A 23,333-nucleotide genomic window follows, 5' to 3' on the forward strand; every position below is an offset into this window, starting at 1 on the left:
TGCGCACCTGGATGATGATTGTGAAAAACGCTTCCTCTCACGTTCTGCCCTTCCGCGCCCTCATCGACGCCTGCTGGAACGAAAAATATACCCTGTCACGCTTCACCCGTGATCTGATCGCCGGGATCACCGTCGGCATTATTGCTATTCCGCTGGCGATGGCGCTGGCGATTGGTAGCGGTGTGGCACCGCAATACGGTCTGTATACCGCCGCCGTTGCCGGGATTGTAATTGCCCTGACCGGCGGGTCGCGCTTTAGCGTCTCCGGGCCGACCGCCGCCTTTGTGGTGATCCTCTATCCGGTTTCCCAGCAGTTCGGCCTCGCCGGGTTGCTGGTGGCGACCCTGATGTCCGGGGTATTTTTGATTTTGTTCGGCCTGGCACGCTTTGGCAGGCTGATTGAGTACATTCCCCTTTCCGTGACCCTGGGCTTTACCTCCGGGATCGGCATCACCATCGGGACCATGCAGATTAAGGATTTCCTTGGCCTGCAGATGGCCCATGTTCCGGAACATTACCTGCAAAAAGTGGGTGCGCTGGCGATGGCGCTGCCAACGGCAAACCCGGGGGATGCGGCAATCGGCGTGGTGACGCTGGGGACGTTGATCCTCTGGCCGCGACTGGGCATCCGCCTGCCGGGCCATCTGCCCGCCCTGCTGCTGGGCTGTGGGGTGATGGGGGTGGTGAACCTGCTGGGCGGCCACGTCGCCACTATCGGCTCGCAGTTCCACTATATGCTGGCGGATGGCTCCCAGGGTAACGGCATTCCGCAACTACTACCGCAGCTGGTGCTGCCGTGGAATATGCCTGGCTCCAGCTTCACCCTGAGCTGGGACTCCCTGCGCGCCCTGCTGCCTGCCGCCTTTTCGATGGCGATGCTGGGGGCGATTGAGTCCCTGCTCTGCGCGGTGGTGCTGGACGGCATGACCGGCACCAAACACAAAGCTAACAGCGAGCTGGTTGGCCAGGGGCTGGGGAACATTATCGCCCCGTTCTTTGGCGGGATCACCGCCACGGCGGCCATTGCCCGTTCGGCGGCGAACGTGCGCGCCGGGGCGACCTCTCCGGTCTCAGCAGTGATTCACTCGGTGCTGGTGATCCTCGCTCTGCTGGTGCTGGCTCCCCTGCTCTCGTGGCTCCCGCTGTCGGCCATGGCGGCCCTGCTGCTGATGGTGGCGTGGAACATGAGCGAGGCGCATAAAGTGGTGAACCTGCTGCGCCGCGCGCCGAAGGACGACATCATCGTGATGCTAATCTGCATGTCGCTGACCGTGCTGTTTGACATGGTGATTGCGATTAGCGTCGGAATTGTGCTGGCCTCGCTGCTGTTTATGCGCCGCATTGCCCGCATGACCCGGCTGGCGACGGTCAATGTCACGGTCCCGGACGACGTGCTGGTGCTGCGGGTGATCGGCCCCCTGTTCTTTGCCGCCGCCGAAGGGTTGTTCAGCGAGCTGGAGTCGCGCATCGCCGGGAAACGGATTGTGGTCCTGAAGTGGGATGCGGTCCCGGTGCTGGATGCCGGCGGGCTGGACGCCTTCCAGCGCTTTGTGCAACGCCTGCCGGAAGGCTGTGAACTGCGGGTGAGTAATCTCGAATTCCAGCCCCTGCGCACCATGGCGCGCGCAGGGGTGCAACCCATTGCGGGTCGTCTGGCATTCTATCCGAACCGCGAGGCAGCGTTAGCGGATCTGTGACATTCGCCGCTGCATCATGATACCGATCGCCTGCTGGAGCCACTCAAGGACAGCGGGCGTCATCCAGGTTCCCTTCATCAGATGCGGCTCCTGCTGCATCGCCTGGCGGAATTTTTGCTGCGTCACCGGGCTGGTTCCAGCGTAGGACTGGAACAACGCCAGCCAGTTTTCGGCCAGCCGCTGCGCGGCGTCGGATGCGGGATCCAGCTCCTCCGCCTGGGCCTGGTGCAGCTTCGCCACCAGCGGCGGCCACTCCATCATGCGATCAAAATAGTGCGCCCGGGTAAAGGCCATCTCCTCCGGAGAGAGGTAGTTTTGCCAGATGCTCAGCTTTGATTCGGCAAAGGCCCGGGTAATGTAATCCATGATCTCTGCCGTGATCCCCGTTTGCTCACGCATCTGGGGTTCGACGCTGTGCATCTCGTTGAGACGGGTGAGAAACGCCGGTTTGCCCGCCGTGTCCTGCTCGAGACGCACCATCCAGCGCGTGGCCAGATCTCTCGCCCGGGGATCGGTGACCGCCACATCATTCTCAAGCAGGCTTTTCGCCTCCTGAACCAGAGCGGCCCAGATATCTGCCAGCGCCTCTTTGTGCTGTGCAAACGGCAACTGCTGTAACTCGTCTTTGCTAAACCAGCGATCGTACATGTTCATTAACTCCAGAGTCTGTAGCCAGGACTCCAGATCGAGATCCTCATGGGTATCAAGCCCGGTACGCAAATCCACAAGCCTGTCGCGCAGCGTGGTGATGCTGCGCACCTGCTTATCCAGCAGGCGAATTTGTGCCTCGAGCAGTTCCGATAACGAGAGTGAATCTTTTTCCAGAAAGTCCCTGATTTCAGCAAGTTCCAGCCCCGCCTTTGCCAGCGCCTGAATCATATGCAGACGCTGAACATCGGCCAGATTGTAGAGCCGGTAACCTGCCGCGCTTCTGGCAGAAGGCAGCAACAACCCTGTTTGCTCATAATGGTGCAAGGTGCGCACGGTGATCCCGGCGCGTTTCGCCAGTTCCCCGACCTGAATTAACATAACGGCTCCTTCTTGTGCCAGTGGCGTCACTCTGGAGCCTTACGTTACGTGAGGGTCAATACGAGATGCAAAAAAAAACGACTCCAGAGGGAGCCGTTTCGCTGTTCATTGGTTAGCACTTTAGCTGTGCTTATGCTGATCGCGACGGCAGCGCTTATCGTAGTGGCGCACCCACCAGTATCTGTCGCAGACCTGCTCGTGACCGCTGACGCGGGCACCCGCCAGCCACAATACGGCACCCAGGAAGATGCTCAGCACCGCACCATGTGCAAAGTATTGCGGCAGGTCAAGTTGCGGTAGCTGGTTTAAAATAGAATAACCGACGCCAACAACCATGACCACCAATCCCAACCCCATCAGCACGTTACCGAGTAACGAAGCGTTTCTGCGTTTCATGTGTCACCTCCGGAACTTTGGGTTGCAGGGGAATAATCTCCCTAATCCTTGTGTGTAAAGTATAGACAACACCCCTTGTGCTGATTGCGCCAGGGATCACATTTACGCACATCGGGGCAACAAAACTTTACAAATAAGCCTTTGAGTAGCATGAAATTCTAATGGTTCAAAGGCGGTATTATTCATCTTCTACGCAACGGCGCGCAGAATTTTGTCAAGCGACCCGGCAGACAGTACACTACGCGCCAGACTTAGCACTTTCAGGAACAAAAACGTGACGATTAAACTGATTGTCGGCCTGGCCAACCCCGGCGCGGAATATGCGGCTACCCGCCATAATGCGGGCGCCTGGTATGTTGATCTGCTGGCCGAGCGGTTGCGCGCTCCCCTGCGCGAAGAGCCGAAATTCTTCGGGTATACCTCACGCGTTAACCTGGCCGGAGCCGATGTGCGTCTGCTGGTGCCGACCACGTTTATGAACTTAAGCGGTAAAGCCGTAGCCGCGCTGGCGTCCTTTTACCGTATCAACCCGGATGAAATCCTAGTGGCGCACGACGAACTGGATCTGCCACCGGGCGTGGCAAAATTCAAACTCGGCGGCGGTCACGGCGGGCATAATGGTCTAAAAGACATCATCAGCAAGCTGGGCAATAATCCCAATTTCCACCGTTTGCGCCTCGGTATTGGTCATCCGGGCGATAAAAACAAAGTTGTCGGCTTTGTCCTCGGTAAGCCCCCGGCTTCGGAACAGAAGCTGATCGACGAAGCGGTAGACGAAGCGGCGCGTTGCACCGAAATCTGGCTGCAGGATGGCTTAACCAAGGCCACCAACCGTCTGCACGCTTTCAAAGCTCAATAACCGGCGCGGGACGCCTTTTTTGACCCGCATGCTGCGGGTTACGTGTATAATAGGCAAAGTTATTTACTTTTCTTCGACTCGTTAATGTTAACGTGTTGAATATCAAGACATTAAGGTGATTCAGAAATGGGATTCAAATGCGGTATCGTTGGTCTGCCTAACGTTGGCAAATCCACCCTGTTTAACGCGCTGACTAAAGCGGGCATCGAAGCAGCTAACTTCCCGTTCTGCACCATCGAGCCAAACACCGGTGTCGTGCCAATGCCCGATCCACGTCTGGACCAGCTCGCGGAGATCGTTAAGCCGCAGCGCATTCTGCCAACCACCATGGAGTTCGTGGACATCGCTGGCCTGGTGAAAGGCGCGTCCAAAGGCGAAGGCCTGGGCAACCAGTTCCTGACCAACATCCGTGAAACCGAAGCTATCGGCCACGTTGTGCGTTGCTTTGAAAACGACAACATCATCCACGTGAATAACAAAGTGGATCCGGCTGATGATATCGAGGTTATCAACACCGAGCTGGCCCTGTCTGACCTCGACACCTGCGAACGCGCCCTGCACCGCGTGCAGAAGAAAGCCAAAGGCGGCGACAAAGACGCTAAAGCGGAACAGGCTGCGCTGGAAAAATGTCTGCCACAGCTGGAAAACGCCGGCATGCTGCGTGCCCTGAAAAACCTGACTGAAGAAGACAAAGCGGCGATCAAATACCTGAGCTTCCTGACCCTGAAGCCAACCATGTATATCGCTAACGTCAACGAAGACGGTTTCGAAAATAACCCATACCTCGACAAAGTGCGTGAAATCGCTGCTGCCGAAGGTTCTGTGGTGGTGGCTGTCTGTGCAGCGGTGGAATCTGATATCGCCGAACTGGACGATGCTGACCGCGACGAGTTCATGGCCGAGCTGGGTCTGGAAGAGCCAGGTCTGAACCGCGTGATCCGCGCCGGTTACGAGCTGCTGAACCTGCAGACCTACTTCACCGCAGGCGTGAAAGAAGTGCGTGCCTGGACTATCCCTGTTGGCGCGACCGCGCCTCAGGCTGCGGGCAAGATCCACACCGATTTCGAGAAAGGCTTTATCCGTGCGCAAACTATCGCCTTTGAAGACTTTATTGCCTTTAAAGGCGAGCAAGGCGCGAAAGAAGCCGGCAAGATGCGTGCAGAAGGGAAAGATTACATTGTTAAAGATGGCGATGTGATGAACTTCCTGTTTAACGTTTAATCTCTGCTAAACAGACAAAAAATCCACGCACCTGCGTGGATTTTTTTATTGTGGATATGCTACTGGAAATAGAGGCGGAAGGCATACGCGCCACCCACATTTGCGCCATCCACGTAAGCTTTGCCTTTGGCGTATCTGTCTCCGGCACCCGGGCCAAACCTTGTGAGTAAAAAGACAGGAGCCTCGAATTCCTGTTTTATCGCCCACCAGGTGATGGCATTATCCTGGGTACACTCATCGCACGTCAGCCGCAGAGTATATTGCTGATTTTTGATTATTTTTACTCGCCTGAAGTCAAACCATGCATAGGTATTGTCTGCGAGGTTTTCCATCATGATCACTTCAGAGGCAACGATTTTTCCGGAATTATCAATCAACGCCAGGGTTACTGGACCATGATTTTTCCGTGCAAAGGTGGCCAGCATCAACTCAACACCTCTTAATGTATTGGATTCAGTCAGAATGGTCTGTTCAAAGCGACGCCCCTTGATAAGGTATCCATAACTGGTATTAAAAAGCGGCTGCTCTATTATTGTCGTGGATTGCCACACTCGAAGCTCTGATAATTTAACCAACGCAGGGTAACCAGACATCATCAAACTCGCGATCATCATTATAGATACTATGGTTTTGATTAGATTACTTTTAACCCGTGACATAACTTTTGCTATCACTAACGAACAGACCGGCAAAAATCCAAAAAAATATCTGGCCTGCATTGCACCTGTATAGCCTGTCTTTAAATGCATATCTCTGATAGTGAAAAGGTAAATGATAAAGAAAATAAAGAATGCCATTACAAAGGAGAATGTGATACGGTAAAAATCATTATCATTTGACGTCTTTTTTAATAAAATGCAACCCGCCATAACGGCCACTATAATCAAGATAACTTTTACAATGAATATTCGGAATTCACTGTCCATTATATAGACATGCCCATAGGGGATAGTCAGAGTCACAAAATTACCGTTAAGGAAATTCCCGAAGAACTCTGAAAAAGGCAGTCTTTTGGCATCAGGATGTTCAATCCAAAACCAGGCCGCAGGCGTGCCCTGAGGCGCTGGATAAAATCCACTATAGACACTATGTGTCCAGAAAAAATAGATAACAACAATCGCTATCGATGCGGTTATAATTAGCCATTGTTTGACAGAGATTTTCTTTATTATTTTAATGAGCGAGGAAAAGTTAAAAATCGCAACGGAGACTAACAAACAGACGATAACTAAAGAACCTGTTGCTTTACTCAGCGAAGCTATAATTCCACCGGCACAAATAAACACAATGCATGAGGTTAATGGCTTGCTATCTTTATGAACCTCCATCAACCCCAGTAACCCGTAGATAACCAGAGTACAACCCAGCACATTGATCTGATCGTTACTGACTGCGCTTCCTAACAGCACAAACATGGGGATAATGAGTAAGAAAGCGCCCCCTACAAAAGTCGCGAGCCTGGACTGAGTGGTCTGGTACAGCATCCCGCATGTCAATACGATGATGATAAGGGAGATGGCCATGTTTACGTAACGGCCCAGGGTAGCAAATGCATCCTGCAAATGTAAGAGACTCGCCAGTTCGCCTACGATGAAATAATACAATGCCGGATGATTCAGGTAATTAAGTTTATTACTTGAATAAATAAGGCCATTATTATAATCGGGAAAGTTGTTTTTCATAACATCAACCACATATCCCATATGCGCAAACTCATCCGGGAAAAATCCAGGGCTATAGGATTGCGAATAGCCTATCCCTAATATGAGATAAAATAATGAAAGAAAAACAACAATCAAAACAACGGTAACTTTTTGTTTGTTCATAACAATTATCTTAAGGAGAGAGAGTAGAGGTAAAAAAAGCAATCACCTACAACCGTAGTGATTCGACTTATTATGACTGCCAGAACAATGTCAACCTCAGCAAAGAATGGCTTTAACAATAAAATAAGTATAAATTCTCGGACCCCTACTCCGGCAGGAGAACCGGGGGTGACAAGACCTGCAAGCCATGCGACAACATATGCCCCTATGAGCGGCAATACCAGTGCGGGAGTGCCAGTCCAGTTATCGACAATGGAATAGAGTATCATCAGGAATACACCACCTGATATCAACAGGAACAAAAAATATCGTGCTATGACGTTCATTAAATCGCTCTTCTGCTGCCATTTCAACCGCAGAGCAATTAACGTTGTAATAATAATAAACAGTGAAAAGCCATAAATAATATTAAAAGCAGGATATAGCAGGGGTAACATCCATAATATAAAAGCGACACCGGTCAGAACTAACAGTAGTAGCTCCAGAAAAGTGCTCTTTGCAATCGCTTTCCCTGAAAAACCATGAGACATCGCCAGAAATTGCCTACCGGCAAACTGGAAAATATTGCCAGGAACGTACTTCGCCAACTGAGTCAGGCCGTAGATCCGGTTTGCCATCCGGGAACTAATGGCCTGCTCCAGCCCCAACATCAACAGGCGCCAGGCAGAGGCAAGGATAAGGTTGGCGGCACCATAGATGCCTGCCAGGATTAGGATCAGCAAAAGTAGTTTTAACGTGAAGGTGTCAGCAGGAACCTGTGTCCAATACGCCGTAATTCTGTTTACCACAAACAGGACACTCAAGAGTGCGATAACACTCCCTGCAATATTGAATACCTTGCTCAGCTTACTTTTTGTCATAGGGTACGCACAACAACATCGTCCAGGGGAAAGGTGAAGCCACTTCAACTACCCTGAAATATTCACCGGTGAATTTTATAAAGGCGCTTTTTGACCAATGTTGTATATGCCCAGGCGTGTTACCAAAGCTTTTTAAATACTTCCCACGAGCCATGTTCAGCGCGCACCAGACGGGTTCACGTGGCACGCTGACGATCAGATAGTGTTTGACCAGCATCTGCAGGACCTTCATCGCTCTGTCGGGATCTTCCAGATGTTCCATCACTTCACAGCAGACAATCAAGTCAGCACTGTCAACGTCAGGTTTGAGATCGTAGATGCTCCTGGCATTAAACACATCAGGGGCAAGGTCCGCCGCCAACGCATTCTCTCGCGCTAACGAGATTACATCATGAGAAAAATCACTGCCGACAGCCTGTAACCCCTGGCCATTCCATTTATTGACCCAAAAACCTTCACCACAGCCCACTTCATGAATCGTTTTCGGATTTGCTCGCGACACAAAAGTTTCAAGAGAGGAGTCAAAACCATTCATCATCCATTTTACAATGGGATTTTTAGAGCCATATTTGTCATAAGCATTACCGAATACAACACCGTCTTCTGACTTACCACCCGATACTTTGAAACCCATAATTGCCTCGTCTCTCTGTTCTTAATCATTATTCTCTGATTTATTATTCGGGCTTGATTCTAGTTGCGCAACTTTGAAACGTAAGTCTTCAAGAAGTTTCCGGTTGGCCGATAATAGATCGGTCACAAAAGCTACAAGTATGGTCTGGAAGCCCATTCCCATAAGTATCGATGCCAGAATCAATGACTGGACATAGCCATCACCATCGCCAGTGAAATATTTATAGAGAAAACGCATGCCTAACAGGAAGCCAGCCGAAAACAGCACTGTCCCTATAGCACCAAAAAACCGAAATGGACGATAAATCACGAAAATACGTACTATGGTAATAATACTTCTTTTTATATAGGACGAAATACTCTTTACCAGACGAGAGGGCCGCAGGTCTGCATTGACCCGAACTGAAACTGAAGTAATGGCGATATTTTTTTGGCCTGCCTGAATAATGGTTTCCAGGGTATAAGTATAGTCATTAAAAACCATCAATTTTTGTGCTGTTGCTCTCGACATAGCCCTGAATCCACTTGGTGCATCGGGAATATTAGTATTACTGGCCACACGGACAACCCAACTTCCTAGTTTTTGCAGGTATTTTTTAACAGGAGAAAAATGGTCAATGGTCGAAATGGGTCTTTCACCGATTACCATCTCTGCTCGGTGTTCAAGTATAGGGGCAACTAATAATGGGATATCTTCAGCAGAATATTGATTATCTGCATCAGTGTTTACAATAACATCAGCATCTAAGCTCAGACATGCATCGAGTCCGGTCATAAAGGCTTTAGCTAGCCCTTTATTAGCTGCATGTTTCACGACATGGTCAACACCATTTTGTCTGGCTACGTTGACAGTGTCATCAGTACTGCCATCATCAATAATCAGCCATTCCACCGTATCAAAACCGGCGACCTGTCTGGGTAGGGCATTCAAAGCGATTGCAAGTGTATCAGCCTCATTAAAGCAGGGAATTTGTATGATTAATTTCATTTACCCTTTACCTGACATATTATTGGATTGCTCTTTAACATCTCCTTATCACATTTAACACTTTATATACAAAAAGATAGCTTTTCAAATTATACGGGCTTAAATCTCTCCCCTCGTAATGCCGCTGGCTCTGAAAACCCTCTCCGATAAGCCGCAGGCGTCGTCGACAGCTGATTCCTGAAGTGATGGCGCATCGTCGCCACGCTGCCAAACCCGACCTGTTCTGCAATCCGTTCTATCGACAGCTGGCTGTTTTCCAGCAGATCCTGGCTGCGGCTCAGGCGAGCATGCAATAACCATTGGGCAGGCGTCTTGCCAGTAGTCGCCGCAAAACGGCGCAAAAAAGTGCGCGGGCTCATGCCGACAAATTTCGCCAGCGAATCGACGCTGTGCGGGGCGGCAAGGTTTTCAAGCAGGTAATCAAACAGTGCGCCAAGCCGATGGCCCTCATAGGCGACGGGCACCGCCTGCTGGATAAACTGCGCCTGGCCGCCATCGCGATGCGGGGACACCACCAGCCGACGCGCCACCTGGTTGGCCGCCACGCTGCCATAATCCCGGCGCACCAGGTGCAGACAGAGGTCGATACCCGCCGCGCTGCCGGCGGAGGTCAGGACATCACCGCTATCGATATACAACACGTCAGGGGTGACCTGAATGGCGGGATGACGCTGTTGCAGCAGGTCGGTGTAGCGCCAGTGGGTGGTGGCCTGGCGATTATCAAGTAACCCTGCGGCGGCCAGCACAAAGACCCCGGAGCAAATGGATAAAATTCTCGCACCACGCTGATGGGCGGCGATCAGCTGCTCGCACAGCGCGGCGGGTACCGGGACATCGGCACCCCGCCAGCCGGGAACGATAATGGTCCCGGCCTCGGCCAGCAATTCCAGCCCGCCGTCGACCATCAGCCGGATGCCGCCCGTGGCTCGCAGCTCTCCCGGCTCGACACCTGCTACCGCAAAGCGATACCAGTTATCCCCCATTTCAGGGCGGGCAAGGCCGAAAATTTCCACGGCAATGCCGAATTCAAACGTACATAAGCCGTCATAGGCCAGCGCAACCACCAGAGGATTATTCATCACCGCACTCAGGGTATTTTTGTCATGATCCTGATGGTATATGGCATTTCTGCCAGCTGTCAAAACCGCGCTGCCGCCGTAGAGTAAAGCCTCAAACCTGGAGGAAACGATGAGCTATGTGACTGATTACCCTGCTGCGACAGCAGAAAACGCGGCGAACCATTTTTTACAACGGCTGAGTGTGGAAACGGATTGCGATGATGTCCATACCGCGCTTAAAGAAGGGGATATCGATTTTGTCCTGCTGCATGTGGTGGGCAGCCCGGAGGCATTTGCTCGCCGTCATATTCCGGGGGCGGTGCATCTGCGCCATCGCGATATTACAGCCCACAGTATGGCGGAGTGGCCACCCGAGACCCTGTTCGTTGTCTATTGCGCCGGACCGCACTGCAACGGTGCCGATCGCGCAGCGCTGAAGCTGGCGCAACTGGGTCGTCCGGTGAAAATTATGATTGGTGGCATGACCGGTTGGGCCGACGAAGGTTTTGCCTTTAACGCCGGATAATACCAACGCCGACCCCGCATTCAGGGTCGGCACCTCTCCCCTTACCTGCCCGATGCCGGGTAGATAGTCTGCTCCGGCAACAGCCGGCGATCGAAACGTCGGAAGGCATAGTACAGCGCCGCCGTGCAGAACCAGCCGATGATCCACGACACATCATTTCCGGCAAAAATCCAGGTCAGAGAGCCGTGGTAAAGCGGGTTCTCAATGAACGGCAGCTGGATCAGCACGCCAACGGCATAGACGCTGATGCCGAACAAATTCCAGTAGCCGTAGCGTTTACGCGGATCGAACAGCGCCGGAATATCGACGGCTTTACGGGAAATAATAAAGTAGTCGGTCAGGCTGATGGCGCTCCACGGCACGAAGAACGCCAGCAGGAAAAGCAGGAAATGGGTGAAGTGTTTCAGGAATGCCGGCTCACTGAGCAGCGCAATCACACAGGAGATGGCGACAATCAGCACCACAAAGATCACCCTGCTTCTCTGGCTCAGGGTGCTCTGGTTGCGGAACCCCGACACGATAGTGGTCAGCGACATAAAGCTGCCGTAGGCGTTCAGGGTGGTAAAGGTGATTTTACCGAAGCAGATCGCAAAGTAGATCACCATCGCCATCGCCTCGCTTTTGCCCAGCCCGACGATATAGCTCACCTCATGCCCCTTGAAGGCGCTACCAGCAATCGCCGCGGTGATCACCCCGAGGGTCATCGACGCCTGGGTGCCCAGCACCGTGCCGCTGAAGACCGAGAAGAAGGTTTTCACCCCGGAGACGTCGCGCGGCAGATAGCGGGAGTAGTCGGATACGTAGGGGCAAAAGGCGATCTGCCATGAAGAGGAGAGCGACACTGCCAGCAGGAACATCGGCATCGAGAAGTGGTTGTTCTGCGCAATCGCCCCCAGATCGCTGGACATCAGCAGGGCGATAAACAGATACACAAACGCCAGTACGCCCACCACGCTCGCCACTTTGCCGAGCTTGTGGATCACGCGATAGCCCAGCACTGCAATCACAATAATGATCGCGCTGAACAGGATCATACCCGCCACGTTCGACACCGACAGCAGTTTCGCCATCGCCTGTCCGGCCAGCACCGTGCCGCTGGCGGAGAAACCGACGTACATCACGCAGACCAGCACTAGTGGGATCACTGCACCCAGCACACCAAACTGGGCGCGGCTGATGATCATCTGCGGCAGGCCGAGACGTGGCCCCTGCAGAGCATGGAACGACATCACCGTCGCCCCAAGCACCTGCCCCACCAACAGGGCCACAATCGACCACACCACATCGCCGCCCAGCACTACCGCCAGCGCGCCGGTCACAATAGCGGTGATCTGCAAGTTGCCGCCAAACCACAGCGTAAACTGACTGAAGGGGTGGCCGTGGCGTTCATTATCCGGGATGTAATCGATGGATCGCGTTTCTGACAACCGCGTCGCGTTTTTGTTTGACTGCTCTTCTGAAGACGATAAAGACGACATAGTTTCCTCTCTGAGTGCCTGATTACTGGCAGCCAAACATCCCGCTTGCGCTGACCCGCCCGTCACATGACAGAACATGTATATACAACCAATAACTTCGCTTCACATTACCCGGAAGATGTTTTTGTGAGCTGAACTGTGAATAATTTGTAATTAATTTGAAAATTTTCTGTAGCGTAGAAAAAACGTAAGACGCGATAATCTGGCTGATACTGAGAGAATCAGGTGCATTGGTGGGATAGCAAAACGCTGAGAACATGCAGGAGTAAAGATGAATCATAAACGACGCGCCGTTCCGGGCATTCACCATTACGCCGGTCCGGCGGGCGGCTGGGGAGCCTTAAAGGCCACGGCGATTGCCGTGCGCACGCAGATGGATGCTTTTGACGCCCCTGCCACCCTGCTGCGCACCAACCAGCCCGACGGCTTTGACTGCCCTGGCTGCGCCTGGCCAGACAAAGAACACAAATCCACCTTCCAGTTTTGCGAGAACGGTGCCAAGGCAGTGACCTGGGAGGCGACCACGAAGCGCGTCACCCCGGCGTTTTTCGCAGAGCACACCGTCAGCGCCCTGTGGGAGAAAAGTGATTTTGAGCTGGAAGGCTATGGCCGGCTGACCCATCCCATGAAATACGATCCGCAGAGCGATACCTTTCGCCCGGTAGAATGGGACGACGCCCTCGCCCGTATCGGGGAGGTGCTGCGCGGCCTGGCACCCAATCAGGTTGAATTTTACACCTCCGGGCGCGCCTCGAACGAAGCCGCGTTCCTGTATCAGCTGTTTGCCCGCGAACTGGGCACCAATAATTTCCCTGACTGCTCCAACATGTGCCATCAGGCCACCAGCGTCGGCCTGCCCCGCTCCATCGGCATTGGTAAAGGCACCGTCTCGCTGGAGGATTTTGACCACACCGAGCTGGTGATCTCCATCGGCCACAACCCGGGCACCAACCACCCGCGGATGATGGGCACCCTGCACGAGCTTGCCCGCCGGAGAGTGCCGATTATCGTCTTTAACCCGCTGCGCGAAACCGCGTTAGAGCGTTTTGCCGATCCGCAAAGCGTCAGGGAGATGGCGACATACAGCGCCACCGATATCGCCTCGACCTACTATCAGGTGAAAGCCGGGGGCGACGCCGCCGCGTTAAAAGGGATTGCAAAACATCTGCTGGTGCTGGACGCGCTGGATCACGACTTTATCGCTACCCAGACTCAAGGGTTCGCAGAATTTGCCGCCGACATCGCCGCGACATCATGGGAGGCCATTGAACGCGAGTCCGGCCTCAGCCGCGCCGATCTGGAGAACGTGGCGCAGATCTACGCCAAATCTCGCGCCACTATCATCACCTACGGCATGGGGATCACCCAGCATAACAAGGGCACCGCCAACGTGCGCCTGATTGCCGACCTGCTGTTACTGCGCGGCAATATTGGCAAGCCCGGGGCGGGCATCTGCCCGTTGCGCGGCCACTCCAACGTGCAGGGCAACCGCACGGTGGGGATCACCGAAAAACCGACCGCTGCCTTCCTCGACCGGCTGGGCACGGTGTTTGGCTTTACGCCACCCACCGCCCACGGCCACGACGCGGTGCAGGCCGCTCAGGCGATGATCGACGGCGAGGCCAAAGCGCTGCTGTGCCTCGGGGGTAATTTTGCCGTAGCAATGCCCGATCACGACAAAGCCTTCCCGGCGCTGAAAACACTGGATCTCAGTGTGCATGTCGCCACCAAGCTGAACCGCACCCACCTGCTGGTTGGCAGGGAGACGTATCTCCTGCCCTGCCTCGGGCGCACCGAGCTGGACATGCAGCGCAGCGGCCAGCAGTCGATTACCGTGGAAGATTCCATGTCGATGGTCCATGCCTCCAGCGGCAAGCTGAAACCGGCTTCACCTTTGCTGCGCTCGGAGCCGGCCATTGTCGCCGGGATCGCCCACGCCACTCTGACGAACAGCAACACCGACTGGCTGGAGCTGGTAGCCGACTACGACCGCATCCGCGACCGGATCGAACAGACCCTGCCCGGCTTTGAAAATTTCAACGCGCGCATCCGAATTCCTGGCGGATTCCGCATGCCGCTGCCACCCACCGAGCGTATCTGGCCGACGCCCACCGGCAAAGCGATGTTCTCCCTGTTTGACGGCGTTGAGGAGAATCTCCCCGGTGAAGGTGAGAATGTGCTGCGTCTGGTCACCCTGCGCAGTCACGACCAGTACAACACCACCATCTACGCCCTTGATGACCGTTATCGTGGGGTGTTTGGTCGCCGCGACGTGCTGTTTATGAACGAAGCCGATATGCAGCAGCTCGGGCTGGAGCATGGCGATCGGGTGGATATCACCACCGCCCTGCCCGACAGCCAGCAGCGCCTCAACGACATAACCCTGGTGGCCTACAGCATCGCCCCCGGCACGGTGGCCGCTTACTACCCCGAGGCTAACGTACTGGTGCCGCTACATTATCTCGATAAAGAGAGCGGCACGCCGTCGTATAAATCGGTGCCGGTGCATATCACTCTGCGCACTAAGGAGATCCGGGCGTTATAAAGCATAGTGACCAGGAGTCAGAGTAATGGTGTCTTCACGTAGACAGATTGTTATATTTAGTTCATGCTAAGACTATATTAATCAATCTGAGCTGAGGGGCATCCTATGACGAAGCACCTGAACCCTGCCTCTGAATCCCGCGGCGATCGCGATCTGATCGCCATCAGAGCCGCTATGAACATTCTGGAAAAATGGGGCTGCACAACAGAGCAGCAGCAGAACATACTGCAACTCTCCAGAGCGGCGCTCTACAAGTACCGGCATAACGAGACGAAGACGGCCTCGTTAAGTCACGATCAGTTAACCCGGATTAGCTACCTGCTGAATATGCACTCGGCGCTACGCATCGTGTTCAGTAACCCCGAGAACGTCTACGGGTTTATGACCATGGCGAACCACAATGCTTACTTCAATGGGGCAACGCCGTTATCCCTGATTGAGGATGGCGAGTTCGGCAATCTGCATGAAGTCGCCCGGCGTGTGGATGTCCTGCGCGGAGGCCTGGCCGGATGATCCATCCTGAGATCCCCAGAACAGCGCTGATCCCCTTCAAAGGCTATCGCCTGCTCCATACCAAGTACCCGGCCATTTACGTGTTTGAGGATGTTGCCACCCCGGAGGAGTTTGACGTTCTCTACGACATCCAGAAACTAACCAACCCGCGCCTGTCGCAGGAGGTGGGGAATCTGGATCTGCTGCCACGTGAAGAGTGGGTGCTGGGGATCCGCGGCGCACATTATGCGATGGCGGCCTTCACCCATATCAACCCCGACGGCAGCCGCTTTTCGAATGGCGATTTTGGCGTCTATTACCTCGGGGACAGCCAGGAAACGGCGCTGGCCGAAGTTGTTTACCACTGTCAGCGCTACTGGCGGAACGTGCCTGAACTAAAATTCGAACGCTTCGAATATCGCTGCCTGGAAACCGAGCTGAGCAGCTCCTCATTTGTCGATATTACCGGCCTGCCGGATACGCATCCCTGGTACCATCCAACGGACTACAGCGAACCGCAACAGCTGGGCGCCAGCCTGCGCGTGGCGGGTGAAACCGGCGTAACGTACCGCTCGGTTCGTCACCGGGAAGGTATCTGCTGGGCGCTGTTAACGCCGAAAACCATCACCAGCATCATTCAGACCTCCCTGCATCAGATTATCTGGAATAAAGGCATGGTCAGCATCGGGCTGGTCACCCCCACCTGATCACAACTTTCAGGCATTCTCGCCATCTAAAAGAGAAGTGCCGTAAGAGTTGTCGATGGTGCAGAGCCAGCGGTCGTTTTCCAGGCGGAAGACATAAGTTGCCCGACGCGTTATCTCAGCGGTTCCACCCAGTTCATCCGGGTAAAAAAGCTGTGTTTCCATGATCACCAGCGCATCGCCGCCACCTTCGATGATCTCCATTTCGCCCTGTTTGACGATGAGCTGATCCTGAAAATAGTCCGAGATGGAAATAAACGCGCTGCGGATATTGTTTTTGCCTCTGACAATCGTACCGGGCTTCACCACCAGCACGGCGTCTTCAGCGTAGTACTCCATCAGCGAATCGAAATCTTTGGCTGAGATCGCCCTGTCACACGCCTTAATGATCTGGCGAAGCGGGTGTTCGTTCATATGCTTTTCTCCGGGTGCGTGATTTCCTGTATTCACTGTATCACTGGATCGCCAACTTTGTAGGCCGGGCAAGCGAAGCGCCCCCGGCATTGCCGTTTCTGGAAAGCGCCTCGCAAAGCCTCAAGCAACCTTATATTCGATACCTTTCTCTCATTTTGGCGAAAGTGAAAATCAATAGTGTATTAATTATTACTGACGCAGTGAGAACAGATAACATGAATAAATCATTCCACGCCTGCTCGGTAATAAATCCAAACCGTTCGCTGAAGCGCTTGAACAAATAAACCTCAGGCAAGAGCAGGTAAAATCCTGAAAAAATCAGCAGGAATGACAGGAACTGCATAAGCCATAAACCTGCTTGTTTCGCTGGCGTCATCGTTAGTAAACCTCATTAGTGCGGTAAGATCCCTCTACGGCACTGTCATTTTTATTTTTCGAATCGCAAAAAAAAGTCATAGACTTATCGCTTCCTTATCATTTATTTTCCTGCTGATTGTTTAACTTTAAATATTACCCTTTACAGTAACGTGTAAAAATAACAACTCGATGACTGATTAACAATAGTATGTAAAAAGAGATTTATTCGGAAACGAAAATAATCGGAATTTACTTCACCACATGTTATTTTACCGCTAAATCTTTACCAGGATACTTTCGACCAATGTAAGGAAACAAGGTGATTTATGGCATTACATGGAAAGCTGCTTTTGAACGGGGCTGATTATGCGCCCTTCAATCTGTATGGCGTTGGCGTATTTATGGCACACTCAGGGAAAGGCGTATATCGAAACAAAGGTGCTTGTGGGGCAATTCCAAATGACGGCCCATTGCCACCGGGTAAATACTGGATTGTTGAACGTGGCTCGGGTGGTGCTGGATCATGGATTAAAGCAAAATCTCAGGATCTGGTTAACAGGGCTTTTTACGGCGCAGAATTTGATCGTGATGAATGGTTTGCCCTTTATCGGGATGACTGGGGTATTGATGATGGCACATGGGTTAATGGCGTAAAGCGTGGATTATTCCGTCTTCATCCGGGGACGATTTCTGAAGGCTGCATTACAATAGCTCATAATTCTGATTATGCCCTTATCCGAAACGCATTATTAAATACTTCGCCTGTACAGGTTCCCTGTCAGCGTTCTCTCATGGCTCTGGGTTGGGTCGAGGTGATAAATACCTATGGCAACACTTGTCCTTAGAGTGTTAAAAATTGCATTTTACCTTTTTGTTTCGGTGTGTGTAGGCCGTACGCTGGGGAGTCCTGAAATATGGATGAATCATAGCGTCGCTCAATGGATTGGACACTTATTATATGGACCAGGAGAAATAGGTGCAGATAATTTCTATGACCTTTACTTCTTTATCACGATAATGACAGTTTTCCCGATAACAACCGTTATCTATATTTTGACAATGAAGTTAATCAAAAGAGTAAGGAGTTTGTAAAATGCCAATCCCTCCCTATTTGTGGCTAAAGGACGACGGCGGTGCTGACATTAAAGGTTCAGTTGATGTTAAGGACCGTGAAGGAAGTATAGAGGTAATCGGAATGAGTCACGGGATTAACCTGCCTGTAGATAGTGCCAATGGCAAAATCACAGGTACGCGCCAACATTCTTCTATGAGGTTAGAAAAAGAGGTAGATAGCTCTACACCTTATCTCTACAAAGCCGCAGCCACTGGTCAAACCCTTCACAGCGCCGAGCTTCGTTTCTACCATATCAACGACGCAGGGCAAGAAGTCTGTTACTACACCGTGTTAATGGAAAATGTGAAAGTTACAGGAGTCAATTGCGGTGTGCCAAACGTGAAACTATCCGGTAATGATAAAATGAATCATGTTGAAAGCATAAGCTTACAATATGAAAGAATTACCTGGCGCATTGTAGACGGCAACATCATGTTTAACGACGCATGGAATGAACGCCCGACGGCGTAAAAAAAGAGGGCGCAATGCGCCCTCAGTTTTTCGTGATATTTAGTGAAGAAGAAGCGTCCAGCCTGACAGGTTGCCGTGCCAACTTTAGACAGTTAAGCACCGTGGAGGTTGACCATTGTGCTGACCGCTATCCAGCCCAGGTCCTTTTAACCCTAAACACTCACTCCATCACCCGTGCCCGCTTCCCTCTCTGCTCTTCCCCGCCTTCATTTGCCTCCACCAGCGTAAAGCTAAAGTTCACCTCCGTATGCTCCCCCTCAAGATCCCGCTGTTTAGCTACGGCACTGTCCGTAATCTTCACCGGATCCGCAATCAGTTCCGCCCTTGTCGCAAACGCAAAGTCATCCCACAGATACTCATCCCCGTTCAGGTTGATCTGGGTGGTCAGGTGTTTGTACCCTGGGGCCGACACAAAGAAGTGCACGTAGGCCGGGCGGTTGCCGTGGCGGCCAATCGCGGTCAGCAGCTTCTGAGTCGGGCCATCCGGTGGGCAGCCGTAGCCGCACGGCACGATGCTGCGCACGGCATAGCGACCGTCGTCACCGGTACGCACGCGGCGGCGCAGGTTGTATTCACTCTGGGACTGGTCGAAGAACGAATACCCGCCGAGGGTATTAGCGTGCCAGATATCGACAATCGCGCCCGCCACCGGTTTACCGTGGAGATCCGTTACCTGGCCCTGGAGCCATAGGGTTTCAGCCTGCTCTTTGCCGTCGTCCATGCGGGCAAAGCCTTCGCTCAGCGGCGCGTTGGCCACGTACAGCGGCCCTTCAATGGTGCGCGGGGTGCCCACGTCGTTGCCGGATGCGGCTTCTTTCTCATCGGCACGCATATCCAGATAGTGCTCCAGCCCCAGCCCGGCGGCCAGCAGCGCCGCTTCCTGACGTCCGCCCAGTTCGTTAAGGTAGTTCACCGCCACCCAGAATTCTTCGTCGGTCACGTCGAACTGCTTGATGGTCTTACACAGGTCGCTCAGCAGCTGGTGCATGATGTTTTTCAGTCGATCGTTGCCGCCGGTGGCGTTTAAGCCGCTGCTGATCGCCAGTAAAGATTCCAGTTCGGTTTGATGTACAGGATTCACAGACATTGCATATTCCTCTTTGTAGGGTACGTTTTGTTGTTGTTATTTCTGTTCGTGATGAATCGAGGAGGGATGCATGCACAGGGGCTGCACGCTGATTTCCATCCACGGGTAGAGCGGCAGCGCGGTCAGGATGTCGTGCAGCTCCTGGTTATCCGCCACATCAAAAATACTGACGTTGGCGTACTGTCCGACCACGCGCCAGATATGCGGCCATTTGCCCTCCCGCTGTAAACGCTGGGAGTAGGCTTTCTCTTTCGCTTTGATCGCCTCAACCTCTGCCGACGGCAGCGAGGACGGGATGTTGACCGTCATTTCCACTTTAAAAAGCATCGCGTTTTCCTTTTATTAACGTGCGTAATGACGCAGCTTGTCTTCGTCGATGTCGACGCCCAGTCCTGGCCCCGGGGGTAACATCACCTCGCCCTGGCTAAAGTCCAGCGGGCGGACCACGATGTCATCCTTCAGCAGCAGCGGACCGAACATCTCGGTGCCCCACTGCATTTTTAGCGTCGACCAGGCGTGCAACGAGGCCACCGTGCCGAGCGTCCCTTCCAGCATGGTGCCGCCGTACAGCGCCACCCCTGCCGCCTGCGCCACGTGTGCCAGCTTCAGGGCCTGCGCCGGGCCGCCCGCTTTGGCGATCTTCAGGGCGTACACGCCGGTAAAGCCGCTGCTCGCCAGGGCGTAGCCATCATGGCTGGTGGCCACCGCTTCGTCGGCCAGAATCGGCACCGCAAAACGCTGGCTGAGGGTGATGAGCCCTTGCCGATCCCACAGCGGGATCGGCTGTTCCACCAGGTCTATCCCGCCCTCCTGCAGCCGGGTCATCCCTTTGATGGCGGTAGTCAGATCCCAGGCCTGGTTGACGTCCACGCGGATGCTGACCTCATCCCCCAGCGCGGCTTTGATCGCCAGGGCGTGACGAACGTCCACATCCAACCCACGGGCACCGATTTTCAGCTTGAAGGTGTTATGTCGCCCTTCCGCCAGCAGGCGTTTGCCCTCTTCGATGTCTTTTTGCGTGTCGCCGCTCGCCAGGGTCCACAGCACCGGCAGGCGCCTGGTAAGCGCCCCGCCCAGCAGCGAGCTGACCGGCAGCCCCAGCGCTTTGCCCTGGGCATCAAGGAACGCGGTTTCGAGGGCCGATTTAGCGAAGGTGTTGCCCTTCACGCTGGCGTTCATCTTCTCTGCCAGGTCGGCCACGCCGTGGAACGACTGGCCGCACAGCAGCGGGGCCAGATAGGTTTCAATGGCGGATTTGATCCCCTCCGGGCTTTCGGCGCCGTAGCTCAGGCCACCGATGGTGGTAGCTTCTCCCCAGCCGGTGATGCCGTTGGCGCATTGCATGCGAACGAGGGTCAGCGTCTGGCAGCCCATGGTTGCCATCGACAGCTTGTGCGGGCGGATGGTCGGGATATCCACCAGCCAGCAGGCCAGGGATTCAATGGTGATACTCATGTCGCAGCTCCTGCGGTTAAAAAGGTGATCACGTGCTGGTTAAACCCGGATGGGCAGGCGACGTTCGACAGGTGTGATACGGGTAAGGCGACGCATTCGGTCTGCTTCGCCTGGGCAGCGAGCCATTCCGCCTCCTGCAGGGTGGTGACCGGATCGTCAGTACCGGCAATCACCCGCATCGGGCGCAGCATGGCCGCCACCTCATTGCGCAGATTCGCCGCGGCCAGCGCTTCGCAGCAGGCGGCATAGCCTTCGGTTGGGGTGGCGGCGAGATCGTCGATCAGCAGCTGGACCATGCCGGGGTTTTGCTTGCGAAAGGCCGGGGTAAACCAGCGATCCGCCGCGGTGCTGGCCACCGGGGTCATCCCCTGCTGGCGCACGGTGGCGGCGCGCTGCAACCAGCCTCTGGCCTCGCCGATCTTCGCCGCGGTATTGGCCACCACGATGCGCGGGAAGCGCGACGGGGCGTGGCGGTTGAGCCACATCCCGGTCATACCGCCGAGGGAGATGCCGCAGAAGAAGGCGCGCTCAATGTCCAGATGATCCAGCAGGGCAATCACGTCCTGCCCCAGCGAATCGAGGGTGAGGCCCCCTTCCGACACCGGAGAGCGACCGTGCCCGCGGGTGTTGTAGCGCAGCACGCGGAAGTGGCGAGTGAAGTCGGCCATCTGCGGCTGCCACATCTGCCACGTGGTGCCCAGCGAGTTAGAGAGCACCAGCACCGGAGCCTCTTGTGGGCCATCGAGGCGATATTCCAGATCCATTCACGCCTCCTCGGTTTCGGCGTTGAGGGCAAAGGTCAGCGCCACCGGGGTGACGGACTGGAGGTATTCCGCCGTCACGTCGCCAAACAGCTCGCGCACCACGATGCCGTCCGCCGTGATATCCATCACCGCCATGTCGGTGTAGATCCGGTCGATGCAGGCCATCCCGGTCAGCGGGTAGGTGCAGGTTTTGACGATCTTGCACTCGCCCTGACGGGTCAGATGTTCGGTCATCACATACACGCGCTTCGCGCCAATCGCCAGGTCCATCGCCCCGCCCACCGCCGGAATGGAAGAGGGTTCGCCAGTGCTCCAGTTCGCGAGATCGCCGCGCTCAGAGACCTGATAGGCCCCCAGCACGCAGATATCGAGGTGACCGCCGCGCATCATGGTGAACGAGTCGCCGTGATGGAAATAGCAGCCGCCCTCGAGCAGCGTCACCGGCTGTTTTCCGGCATTAATCAGCTCCGGATCTTCACAGCCGGGCGCAGGCGCAGGCCCCATACCGAGAATGCCGTTTTCGCTGTGGAGGAAGATCTCGCGATCCGCCGGGAGGTAGTTGGCGATCCGGGTCGGCAGGCCGATGCCGAGGTTCACGTAGGCCCCTTCAGGGATGTCGCGGGCGATGCGTTCGGCCAGCTGTTGATGGGTCAGTTTATTCACGAGATCTCCTTATGCCGTCTGCGGCAGGCGAACGGGCGCAACCGTCACCACGCGTTGCACAAAAATCCCCGGCGTCACCACCGCTTCAGGATCGAGTTCGCCGAGGGCGACGATTTCGCTCACCTGGGCAATGGTGCAGCTGGCGGCGGCGGCCATAATTGGCCCGAAGTTGCGCCCGGTTTTGTCATACACCAGGTTGCCCCACCGATCCGCCTTCAGGGCTTTGATCAGCGCGAAATCGGCTTTCAGCGGGTACTCGAGAACATAATCTTTGCCGTCGATGTGGCGGGTCTCTTTGCCCGCCGCCAGCTCGGTGCCAAACCCGGTAGGGGTGAAGATCGCCCCCAACCCGCTGCCGCCCGCCTGGATGCGCGCCGCGAGGTTGCCCTGCGGGACCAGCTCCAGCTCGACTTCGCCGCGGCGGTAGAGGTCGTCAAACACCCAGGAGTCGGTCTGGCGCGGGAAGGAGCAGATCACCTTCTTCACGCAGCCGGCCTTCAGCAGCGCCGCCAGGCCATAGTCGCCGTTGCCGGCGTTGTTGCTGATCAGGGTCAGATCCCGCGGCTGGCGGCGGATCAGGGCATCCAGAAGCTCGGCAGGCTGTCCGGCCGCGCCAAAGCCGCCCACCATCACCACCGCGCCGTCGAAAATGTCCGCCACGGCACCATCGGTGGCAGCAATCCGTTTATCAATCAT

At 54.5% G+C, this 23,333-nt stretch carries 25 protein-coding genes; 9 read left to right on the forward strand and 16 right to left on the reverse strand.

The window, feature by feature from the left end; all coding sequences use genetic code 11:
- Positions 1-20 precede the first annotated feature (20 nt).
- Positions 21-1,697, forward strand: a complete 1,677-nt coding sequence (dauA, locus tag M8318_RS01795; RefSeq protein ID WP_262660784.1) for a C4-dicarboxylic acid transporter DauA — start codon at positions 21-23, stop codon at positions 1,695-1,697.
- On the opposite strand, the gene M8318_RS01800 is transcribed toward dauA, so the two are convergent.
- On the reverse strand, positions 1,683-2,726 hold the full coding sequence (locus M8318_RS01800) for a MerR family transcriptional regulator (RefSeq protein ID WP_262660785.1): 1,044 nt from the start codon (positions 2,724-2,726) through the stop codon (positions 1,683-1,685). The genes dauA and M8318_RS01800 overlap by 15 nt on opposite strands.
- Positions 2,727-2,846: 120 nt before the next feature.
- Complete coding sequence (ychH, locus tag M8318_RS01805; RefSeq protein WP_106993222.1) at positions 2,847-3,122, reverse strand: stress-induced protein YchH; 276 nt, start codon at positions 3,120-3,122, stop codon at positions 2,847-2,849.
- A 274-nt stretch (positions 3,123-3,396) separates the two neighbouring features.
- On the opposite strand from ychH, the gene pth reads away from it, so the two are divergent.
- Both pth and ychF read left to right on the forward strand, forming a co-directional pair.
- A complete protein-coding gene (gene pth / locus M8318_RS01810; RefSeq protein WP_262660786.1) occupies positions 3,397-3,981 on the forward strand; it encodes an aminoacyl-tRNA hydrolase in 585 nt (194 codons plus the stop codon).
- Between the two features lie 126 nt (positions 3,982-4,107).
- Positions 4,108-5,202, forward strand: coding sequence for a redox-regulated ATPase YchF (gene ychF / locus M8318_RS01815; protein WP_106993224.1), 1,095 nt, complete (start codon positions 4,108-4,110; stop codon positions 5,200-5,202).
- Between the two features lie 59 nt (positions 5,203-5,261).
- Here ychF and M8318_RS01820 read toward each other — a convergent pair whose 3' ends face one another.
- From M8318_RS01820 to ftrA, 5 genes are all read right to left on the reverse strand, one after another.
- Positions 5,262-7,028, reverse strand: a complete 1,767-nt coding sequence (locus M8318_RS01820; RefSeq protein WP_262660787.1) for a hypothetical protein — start codon at positions 7,026-7,028, stop codon at positions 5,262-5,264.
- A gap of 5 nt (positions 7,029-7,033) precedes the next feature.
- Complete coding sequence (locus tag M8318_RS01825) at positions 7,034-7,888, reverse strand: hypothetical protein (protein ID WP_262660788.1); 855 nt, start codon at positions 7,886-7,888, stop codon at positions 7,034-7,036.
- A complete protein-coding gene (locus M8318_RS01830; protein WP_262660789.1) occupies positions 7,875-8,522 on the reverse strand; it encodes a class I SAM-dependent methyltransferase in 648 nt (215 codons plus the stop codon). The genes M8318_RS01825 and M8318_RS01830 overlap by 14 nt, the downstream gene beginning before the upstream one ends.
- A 21-nt stretch (positions 8,523-8,543) precedes the next feature.
- A complete protein-coding gene (locus tag M8318_RS01835; protein WP_262660790.1) occupies positions 8,544-9,509 on the reverse strand; it encodes a glycosyltransferase family 2 protein in 966 nt (321 codons plus the stop codon).
- Between the two features lie 89 nt (positions 9,510-9,598).
- Positions 9,599-10,588 carry a transcriptional regulator FtrA gene (gene ftrA, locus M8318_RS01840; RefSeq protein ID WP_262660791.1) on the reverse strand — a complete coding sequence of 330 codons (990 nt, stop codon included), beginning with the start codon at positions 10,586-10,588 and terminating at the stop codon, positions 9,599-9,601.
- Between the two features lie 109 nt (positions 10,589-10,697).
- On the opposite strand from ftrA, the gene M8318_RS01845 reads away from it, so the two are divergent.
- Complete coding sequence (locus M8318_RS01845; RefSeq protein WP_262660792.1) at positions 10,698-11,093, forward strand: rhodanese-like domain-containing protein; 396 nt, start codon at positions 10,698-10,700, stop codon at positions 11,091-11,093.
- Positions 11,094-11,134: 41 nt separating this feature from the next.
- Here M8318_RS01845 and M8318_RS01850 read toward each other — a convergent pair whose 3' ends face one another.
- On the reverse strand, positions 11,135-12,520 hold the full coding sequence (locus tag M8318_RS01850) for a purine-cytosine permease family protein (protein ID WP_262660817.1): 1,386 nt from the start codon (positions 12,518-12,520) through the stop codon (positions 11,135-11,137).
- A 322-nt stretch (positions 12,521-12,842) separates the two neighbouring features.
- Here M8318_RS01850 and M8318_RS01855 point away from each other — a divergent pair, with 322 nt between their 5' ends.
- The 3 genes from M8318_RS01855 to M8318_RS01865 all read left to right on the forward strand — a co-directional run bounded on the left by M8318_RS01855 (position 12,843) and on the right by M8318_RS01865 (position 16,315).
- Positions 12,843-15,116, forward strand: a complete 2,274-nt coding sequence (locus M8318_RS01855) for an FdhF/YdeP family oxidoreductase (protein ID WP_262660793.1) — start codon at positions 12,843-12,845, stop codon at positions 15,114-15,116.
- Positions 15,117-15,221: 105 nt separating this feature from the next.
- Entirely contained in the window at positions 15,222-15,629 is a 408-nt protein-coding gene (locus M8318_RS01860) for an MbcA/ParS/Xre antitoxin family protein (protein ID WP_262660794.1), read from the forward strand.
- The gene (locus M8318_RS01865; RefSeq protein ID WP_262660795.1) at positions 15,626-16,315 is read left to right on the forward strand and encodes an RES family NAD+ phosphorylase; all 690 of its coding nucleotides are present in this window, start codon (positions 15,626-15,628) and stop codon (positions 16,313-16,315) included. The genes M8318_RS01860 and M8318_RS01865 overlap by 4 nt, the downstream gene beginning before the upstream one ends.
- A 9-nt stretch (positions 16,316-16,324) precedes the next feature.
- On the opposite strand, the gene M8318_RS01870 is transcribed toward M8318_RS01865, so the two are convergent.
- Positions 16,325-16,726 carry a YybH family protein gene (locus tag M8318_RS01870; RefSeq protein WP_106993231.1) on the reverse strand — a complete coding sequence of 134 codons (402 nt, stop codon included), beginning with the start codon at positions 16,724-16,726 and terminating at the stop codon, positions 16,325-16,327.
- A 130-nt stretch (positions 16,727-16,856) separates the two neighbouring features.
- Positions 16,857-17,102 (reverse strand): hypothetical protein, encoded by a 246-nt coding sequence (locus M8318_RS01875; protein WP_262660796.1) that lies wholly within the window; start codon positions 17,100-17,102, stop codon positions 16,857-16,859.
- 307 nt (positions 17,103-17,409) lie between these two features.
- Here M8318_RS01875 and M8318_RS01880 point away from each other — a divergent pair, with 307 nt between their 5' ends.
- Both M8318_RS01880 and M8318_RS01885 read left to right on the forward strand, forming a co-directional pair.
- Positions 17,410-17,928: a DUF2778 domain-containing protein gene (locus M8318_RS01880; RefSeq protein WP_262660797.1), complete on the forward strand. Its 519-nt coding sequence runs from the start codon at positions 17,410-17,412 to the stop codon at positions 17,926-17,928.
- Between the two features lie 248 nt (positions 17,929-18,176).
- Positions 18,177-18,668 (forward strand): Hcp family type VI secretion system effector, encoded by a 492-nt coding sequence (locus tag M8318_RS01885; RefSeq protein ID WP_262660798.1) that lies wholly within the window; start codon positions 18,177-18,179, stop codon positions 18,666-18,668.
- A gap of 160 nt (positions 18,669-18,828) precedes the next feature.
- Here the strand turns inward: M8318_RS01885 and catA are convergent, their stop codons facing one another.
- Genes catA through M8318_RS01915 form a run of 6 tightly spaced genes read right to left on the reverse strand, consistent with a single transcriptional unit; the run spans position 18,829 to position 23,333 of the window.
- Positions 18,829-19,755, reverse strand: a complete 927-nt coding sequence (gene catA / locus M8318_RS01890) for a catechol 1,2-dioxygenase (RefSeq protein ID WP_262660799.1) — start codon at positions 19,753-19,755, stop codon at positions 18,829-18,831.
- 36 nt (positions 19,756-19,791) lie between these two features.
- The gene (catC, locus tag M8318_RS01895; protein WP_262660800.1) at positions 19,792-20,082 is read right to left on the reverse strand and encodes a muconolactone Delta-isomerase; all 291 of its coding nucleotides are present in this window, start codon (positions 20,080-20,082) and stop codon (positions 19,792-19,794) included.
- A gap of 15 nt (positions 20,083-20,097) precedes the next feature.
- Positions 20,098-21,210 carry a muconate/chloromuconate family cycloisomerase gene (locus M8318_RS01900; RefSeq protein ID WP_262660801.1) on the reverse strand — a complete coding sequence of 371 codons (1,113 nt, stop codon included), beginning with the start codon at positions 21,208-21,210 and terminating at the stop codon, positions 20,098-20,100.
- Positions 21,207-21,974, reverse strand: a complete 768-nt coding sequence (pcaD, locus tag M8318_RS01905) for a 3-oxoadipate enol-lactonase (protein ID WP_262660802.1) — start codon at positions 21,972-21,974, stop codon at positions 21,207-21,209. The genes M8318_RS01900 and pcaD overlap by 4 nt, the downstream gene beginning before the upstream one ends.
- A complete protein-coding gene (locus M8318_RS01910) occupies positions 21,975-22,637 on the reverse strand; it encodes a 3-oxoacid CoA-transferase subunit B (RefSeq protein ID WP_262660803.1) in 663 nt (220 codons plus the stop codon).
- Positions 22,638-22,646: 9 nt separating this feature from the next.
- Complete coding sequence (locus M8318_RS01915) at positions 22,647-23,333, reverse strand: 3-oxoacid CoA-transferase subunit A (protein ID WP_262660804.1); 687 nt, start codon at positions 23,331-23,333, stop codon at positions 22,647-22,649.

This window comes from Leclercia tamurae (genome assembly GCF_025566055.1).
Taxonomy (GTDB): Bacteria; Pseudomonadota; Gammaproteobacteria; order Enterobacterales; family Enterobacteriaceae; genus Enterobacter; species Enterobacter tamurae.

Excerpts from the sequence above, each read along its gene's own strand:
- ychF (WP_106993224.1), top strand. The coding sequence starts at position 4,108 with ATGGGATTCAAATGCGGTATCGTTGGTCTGCCTAACGTTGGCAAATCC.
- M8318_RS01860 (WP_262660794.1), top strand. The coding sequence starts at position 15,222 with ATGACGAAGCACCTGAACCCTGCCTCTGAATCCCGCGGCGATCGCGAT.
- M8318_RS01915 (WP_262660804.1), bottom strand. The coding sequence starts at position 23,333 with ATGATTGATAAACGGATTGCTGCCACCGATGGTGCCGTGGCGGACATT.
- M8318_RS01825 (WP_262660788.1), bottom strand. The coding sequence starts at position 7,888 with ATGACAAAAAGTAAGCTGAGCAAGGTATTCAATATTGCAGGGAGTGTT.
- M8318_RS01900 (WP_262660801.1), bottom strand. The coding sequence starts at position 21,210 with ATGAGTATCACCATTGAATCCCTGGCCTGCTGGCTGGTGGATATCCCG.
- M8318_RS01865 (WP_262660795.1), top strand. The coding sequence starts at position 15,626 with ATGATCCATCCTGAGATCCCCAGAACAGCGCTGATCCCCTTCAAAGGC.
- M8318_RS01885 (WP_262660798.1), top strand. The coding sequence starts at position 18,177 with ATGCCAATCCCTCCCTATTTGTGGCTAAAGGACGACGGCGGTGCTGAC.
- M8318_RS01830 (WP_262660789.1), bottom strand. The coding sequence starts at position 8,522 with ATGGGTTTCAAAGTATCGGGTGGTAAGTCAGAAGACGGTGTTGTATTC.
- M8318_RS01855 (WP_262660793.1), top strand. The coding sequence starts at position 12,843 with ATGAATCATAAACGACGCGCCGTTCCGGGCATTCACCATTACGCCGGT.
- M8318_RS01820 (WP_262660787.1), bottom strand. The coding sequence starts at position 7,028 with ATGAACAAACAAAAAGTTACCGTTGTTTTGATTGTTGTTTTTCTTTCA.
- M8318_RS01845 (WP_262660792.1), top strand. The coding sequence starts at position 10,698 with ATGAGCTATGTGACTGATTACCCTGCTGCGACAGCAGAAAACGCGGCG.
- ychH (WP_106993222.1), bottom strand. The coding sequence starts at position 3,122 with ATGAAACGCAGAAACGCTTCGTTACTCGGTAACGTGCTGATGGGGTTG.
- M8318_RS01835 (WP_262660790.1), bottom strand. The coding sequence starts at position 9,509 with ATGAAATTAATCATACAAATTCCCTGCTTTAATGAGGCTGATACACTT.
- M8318_RS01875 (WP_262660796.1), bottom strand. The coding sequence starts at position 17,102 with ATGACGCCAGCGAAACAAGCAGGTTTATGGCTTATGCAGTTCCTGTCA.
- ftrA (WP_262660791.1), bottom strand. The coding sequence starts at position 10,588 with ATGAATAATCCTCTGGTGGTTGCGCTGGCCTATGACGGCTTATGTACG.
- M8318_RS01800 (WP_262660785.1), bottom strand. The coding sequence starts at position 2,726 with ATGTTAATTCAGGTCGGGGAACTGGCGAAACGCGCCGGGATCACCGTG.
- catA (WP_262660799.1), bottom strand. The coding sequence starts at position 19,755 with ATGTCTGTGAATCCTGTACATCAAACCGAACTGGAATCTTTACTGGCG.
- catC (WP_262660800.1), bottom strand. The coding sequence starts at position 20,082 with ATGCTTTTTAAAGTGGAAATGACGGTCAACATCCCGTCCTCGCTGCCG.
- M8318_RS01880 (WP_262660797.1), top strand. The coding sequence starts at position 17,410 with ATGGCATTACATGGAAAGCTGCTTTTGAACGGGGCTGATTATGCGCCC.
- M8318_RS01870 (WP_106993231.1), bottom strand. The coding sequence starts at position 16,726 with ATGAACGAACACCCGCTTCGCCAGATCATTAAGGCGTGTGACAGGGCG.
- pcaD (WP_262660802.1), bottom strand. The coding sequence starts at position 21,974 with ATGGATCTGGAATATCGCCTCGATGGCCCACAAGAGGCTCCGGTGCTG.